General features: G+C 68.0%; 6 protein-coding genes and 1 pseudogene. All 7 read left to right on the top strand.

Features of this window, described 5'->3' with window-relative positions:
• Positions 1 to 233 (top strand): annotated as a pseudogene (locus tag PMI14_RS28595) (branched-chain amino acid ABC transporter permease); the annotation flags it as partial.
• Positions 230 to 565, top strand: coding sequence for an AzlD domain-containing protein (locus PMI14_RS28590; RefSeq protein ID WP_007860177.1), 336 nt, complete (start codon positions 230 to 232; stop codon positions 563 to 565). The pseudogene PMI14_RS28595 and the gene PMI14_RS28590, both read left to right, overlap by 4 nt.
• 72 nt (positions 566 to 637) lie before the next feature.
• Positions 638 to 1834, top strand: coding sequence for a phosphoglycerate kinase (locus PMI14_RS28585; RefSeq protein WP_007860176.1), 1197 nt, complete (start codon positions 638 to 640; stop codon positions 1832 to 1834).
• Positions 1835 to 1970: 136 nt separating this feature from the next.
• The gene (gene pyrF / locus PMI14_RS28580) at positions 1971 to 2795 is read left to right on the top strand and encodes an orotidine-5'-phosphate decarboxylase (RefSeq protein ID WP_035206222.1); all 825 of its coding nucleotides are present in this window, start codon (positions 1971 to 1973) and stop codon (positions 2793 to 2795) included.
• Positions 2796 to 2862: 67 nt separating this feature from the next.
• The gene (locus PMI14_RS28575) at positions 2863 to 3759 is read left to right on the top strand and encodes a LysR family transcriptional regulator (RefSeq protein ID WP_007860173.1); all 897 of its coding nucleotides are present in this window, start codon (positions 2863 to 2865) and stop codon (positions 3757 to 3759) included.
• Positions 3760 to 3882: 123 nt separating this feature from the next.
• Entirely contained in the window at positions 3883 to 4866 is a 984-nt protein-coding gene (locus PMI14_RS28570) for a tripartite tricarboxylate transporter substrate binding protein (RefSeq protein WP_007860171.1), read from the top strand.
• 5 nt (positions 4867 to 4871) lie between these two features.
• A partial coding sequence (locus tag PMI14_RS28565) for a succinylglutamate desuccinylase/aspartoacylase family protein (RefSeq protein WP_007860167.1) occupies positions 4872 to 5202 on the top strand: 331 nt, incomplete at its 3' end.

The following is a 5202-nucleotide window of genomic DNA, read 5'->3' as shown; positions in this document are numbered from 1 at the left end:
TGGCGGCCACGGCCGCCGTGGCCGCGTTCGCCCTGCCGCTCAAGCTCAACATCCTCGTGGCCATTGCGGCCGCCGTGGCCGTGGGCCTGATGATGGAGGCGGTAGACCGGCGCCGCAAGAACCGCCACCCCGAGATGCTGCTGGTACCCGCCAACAGCGTAATGCCACCCGAGGAGCGCCAGCACATGAAGGACGGCGATGTGGTGCCGCTGCGCGAGGAGCGCCACCCATGAGCGGCCACTGGATCGAGATCACCATCGCCATCCTCGGGCTGGCCATCATCACCGTGGTGTCGCGTGCCTTCTTCATGATTCCCGAGCGCGAGCTGCCCCTGCCCGACTGGCTCAAGCGCGGCCTCAAGTACGCGCCGCTGGCCGCGCTCACGGCTGTCATCGCGCCCGAGATCCTCATGACCCAGGGCGAGCTGCTGGACACGTTCAAGGACGCGCGCCTGCCGGCCGTTCTGTTTGCGAGTGCTTACTACTTCTGGAGACGCGGCATCCTGGGCACCATCGTGGTGGGCATGGTGGTCTACCTGCCGCTGCACATCGGCTGGGGCTGGTAGGCGCCGGGAGGGGGCCAGGGCGGGCCCTTTAAAATGGCGGCCTTCAGTGCCCCATCCAGGAACCCTTCTTTCATGAACATCCTCCGCTTCTCCGATCTGTGCGCCCAGGGCAAGGCCCAAGGCCAGCGCGTCTTCATCCGTGCCGACCTGAACGTGCCGCAGGACGACAGTGGCGCCATCACCGAAGACACGCGCATCCGCGCCTCCATTCCCTGCATCCAGCTGGCGCTGGACGCCGGTGCTGCCGTCATGGTCACCAGCCACCTGGGCCGCCCCACCGAAGGCGAGTTCAAGCCCGAGGACACCCTGGCTCCCGTGGCCGCGCGCCTGGGCCAGCTGCTGGGCCGCGAGGTGCCCCTGGTCTCCGACTGGGTCGATGGCGTGAGCGTGGCCCCCGGCCAGATCGTGCTGCTGGAGAACTGCCGCCTCAACGTGGGCGAGAAGAAGAACAAGGAAGAGCTGGCGCGCAAGATGGCCGCCCTGTGCGACATCTTCGTGAACGATGCCTTCGGCACCGCCCACCGCGCCGAGGGCACGACCTACGGCATCGCCCAGTTTGCGCCCGTCGCCTGCGCTGGCCCCTTGCTGTCGGCCGAGATCGACGCGCTGACCAAGGCCCTGGCGCAGCCCCAGCGGCCGCTGGTGGCCATCGTGGCCGGCTCCAAGGTGTCGAGCAAGCTCACCATCCTCAAGAGCCTGGCCGACAAGGTCGACCAGCTCATCGTGGGCGGCGGCATCGCCAACACCTTCATGCTGGCCGCCGGCCTGCCCATCGGCAAGAGCCTGGCCGAACCCGACCTGGTGGAGGAAGCCCGCGCCGTGATGGCCGCGATGAAGGCGCGCGGCGCCGACGTGCCGATCCCCACCGACGTGGTGACGGCCACGGCCTTCTCGGCCGATGCGCCGGCCACCGTGAAGGCGGCCACGGACGTCGGTGCCGACGACCTGATCCTGGACATCGGGCCCGAGACCGCTGCCCGTCTGGCCAGCCAGCTCAAGTCGGCCGGCTCCATCGTCTGGAACGGGCCGGTCGGCGTGTTCGAATTCGCGGCCTTTGAAAATGGCACGCGCGCGATTGCGGCCGCCATTGCCGAATCGCCCGCATTCAGCATCGCTGGCGGCGGAGATACTCTGGCGGCCATCGCCAAATACGGTATCGAGAAACAGGTCGGCTATATCTCCACCGGCGGGGGCGCGTTTCTGGAAGTGCTGGAAGGCAAAACGCTGCCGGCTTTCGAGATATTGGAGAAACGTGCAGTTGCAAAATAACCATTTTGGTTACATTTTGCCCCCCTGGAATAAGGCCGTTGCGACGGCCTTTTTTTACGTCCGCAGGGGTTCCCACGAGAGGGGGACGCAGCCGGACCACGGCTTTCGTGCCCCGGCCCGCCTAAAATCGGACCCCATGACCTTTCTAGACATGCTGCGCGACGCGTCCGCACAGAACAACTCCATGCTGTGCGTGGGCCTGGACCCCGAGCCCACCCGTTTCCCTGCAGCGCTCAAGGGCGATCCGCGCAAGATCTACGATTTCTGCGCCGCCATCGTCGATGCCACGGCCGACCTGGCCTGCGCCTTCAAGCCCCAGATCGCCTACTTTGCCGCGCACAGCGCAGAAGACCAGCTCGAACGCCTGATGCAGCACATGCGCGCCAATGCTCCGCATGTGCCCGTGATCCTGGACGCCAAGCGCGGCGACATCGGCTCCACGGCCGAGCAGTACGCCAAGGAGGCCTTTGAGCGCTACGGTGCCGACGCCGTCACGCTCTCGCCCTTCATGGGTTTCGACTCCATCGAGCCCTACCTGGCCTACCACGGCAAGGGCGCCTTCCTGCTGTGCCGCACCTCCAACCCCGGGGGCGACGACCTGCAGATCCAGCGCCTGTCCAGCGTCGCGGGCGAGCCCCTGCTGTACGAGCACGTGGCACGCCTCGCCCAGGGCCCCTGGAACCGCAATGGCCAGCTCGGGCTGGTCGTGGGCGCCACCTACCCGCAGGAGATCGAGCGCGTGCGCGCGATCGCACCCACGCTGCCGCTGCTGATCCCGGGCGTCGGTGCCCAGGGCGGCGACGCGGTCGCCACCGTGCGTGCCGGCCTGCGTGAGGGCGGGCCGATCATCGTCAACTCGTCGCGCTCCATCCTCTACGCCTCGGGCGGCGAGGACTTTGCCGCTGCGGCGCGCACCGAGGCCATGCGCACCCGGGCGGTGCTGGAAGCGGCCCGGGGCTGACGGTAACCCTCGGCGCGCGGCATGCCCGGGCGCCCACGGGCACAGCGTTCACGGCAAGGACCCCTCGATGCAACTGAAGTGGCTGGAGGATTTCATCGTGCTCGCGCAGGAGCGCAGCTTCACGCGCGCGGCCGAGCTGCGGCATGTCACCCACCCGGCCTTCGGGCGGCGCATCCGCGCGCTGGAAGAATGGGCCGGTACCCCCCTGGTGGAAAAAGGCGGTGGCCCGGTCACGCTGACGGCCGCAGGCAAGCGCTTTCTGGAGACGGCTGGCCAGATGGCGCGCAGCCTGGCCCAGTCGCACGAAGAAATGCAGAGCATGGCCGGGCGCACCGCCCGCACCGTGACCATCGTCACGGGCCGTACCCTGGCGCGCACCCTGCTGGCCGACTGGCTGGTGCGGCTGCCGCGCGCATTGCATGCCAGTGAGCTGTGTATCCGCACCGGCTCCCTGGCCGAGACCGTGGCCCAGCTCGAGCGCAGCGAGGCCGATTTCTCGCTGGTCTACCACCACACCGCCCTGGCCGTGCGGCTCGATGCCCGGCAGTTCAGCCACGTGACCGTGGCCAGCGACCGGCTGGTGCCTGTGTCGCGCGCCACCGCACAGGGCCAGCCGCAGCACCGCTTCGGCCCCGACGGTGCCGCGGCGGCCTACCTGGCCTATGCACCCCAGCTGGCATTGGGCCGCCTGGTGGAGGACCACCTGGCCAACCACCCACATGCACCGCGGCTGCAGCGGGTGGTGGAATGCGATTCGCCCGATGCTCTGTACGAGTACGCGCTGCGCGGGGTGGGCGTGGCGTGGCTGCCGTGGTCCCTGGTGCATGCCGACTGCAAGGCGCAGCGCCTGGCGCTCGCGGGCGATGCGCGCATGGAGGTGCGCTTCGATGTGCGCCTGTACCGGCCCAAGCGCCGGCTGCCCCCCCTGGCCGAGGCGTTCTGGCAGGCGTTTGCACAGCGCTGAGCGCGTGCCAAGGCGAACCAAAACGGCACATCCTGGTGCCATTTCAGCACCAATGGGATCGGTCGGCATTCTCACAATGGCTTACATACCAAGCCCTGACCCCACCCGATGAGGAGTTCCATTGTGAAAAAATCCGCCCACTTCGCGCGCCGCACCGCACTGCTGTGCGCCCTGGCCTCCTGCTTCGCCGCAGCCCCGGCCTTCGCGCAAGACACCTATCCCGCAAAGCCCATCACCATCGTCGTCGGCTATCCGCCCGGCGGCAGCACCGACCTGACGGGGCGGGCGGTGGCGCAGGAGCTGGGCGCCAAGCTCGGCGTGCCGGTGGTGATCGAGAACATCGGCGGCGCGGGCGGCGCCATCGGCGCCCAGAAGGTGGCCAGTGCCGCACCCGATGGCTACACCCTGCTGGTCGGGGCGAGCAACGAGATCGCGATCAACAAGCTCGTGACCAAGAAGGTCAAGTACGACGTCAAGGACTTCACGGCCATCGGCCTCGTGGCCTCGCAGCCCCTGGTGCTGGTCGCGTCCCCAGGCGCGGGCGTGAAGAACCTGGCCGAGTTCACGCAGAAGGTGGCCAAGAACCCCGGCAAGTACAGCTACGGTAGCTCGGGCGTGGGCACCTCGCTGCACCTGGCCGGCGAGATGGTCAAGGAGCAGGGCAAGCTGTTCATGACCCACATCCCCTACCGCGGCGTGGCGCCGCTCACCAACGACCTGCTGGGCAACAACCTCGAATTCGGGGTGTTCGTGCTCTCCAGTGGCCTGCCCCACATCAAGAGCGGAAAGGTCGTCGCGCTGGGCACCACCGAGGCCAAGCGCTCGTCCACGACCCCGGACATCCCGGCCCTGGCCGAGTCGCCGCAGTTCAAGAACGTGGACATCGGTGTCTGGTTCGCCCTGCTGGGCCCGGCCAACCTGCCCAAGCCCGTGTTCGACAAGATCAAGAAGGCGCTCAACGACACGCTGCAGTCACCCGACTTCCGCAAGAAAATGGAGGCCAGTGGCTCCACCGTGGCGGCTACCACGGTGAACATGGACCAGTACCTGGCCGCCGAGGTGGCCAAGTACAAGAAGATCGTCGAGTTCGCCAAGATCGAGGAATGACCGGCATGACTGCAGCGACGACATCCCAGCCCCTGGTCTTCGAACTGCCCGCGCCCGACATCGGCGCCTGGCGCGCGGGCAATACCGGCACCGAAGGTGTCTGGCACTTCGATTCGGGCGTGCCCGGCCGCCACGTGATGGTCAGTGCCCTGGTGCACGGCAACGAGCTGTGCGGTGCCTGGGCGCTCAAGGGCCTGCTGGAAGCCGGGCTGCGCCCTGCGCGCGGCAAGCTCACGCTGGCCTTTTGCAACCTCAGCGCCTTCGACCGCTTCGACCCGCAAAGCCACGACGCCTCGCGCTTCACCGACGAAGACCTGAACCGCCAGTGGCTCCCCC

Source organism: Acidovorax sp. CF316, from assembly GCF_000276605.1.
GTDB lineage: Bacteria > Pseudomonadota > Gammaproteobacteria > Burkholderiales > Burkholderiaceae_C > Acidovorax.
The sequence above is the reverse complement of the archived record's forward strand: the minus strand, read 5'-3'. Positions and strand labels throughout refer to the sequence as shown.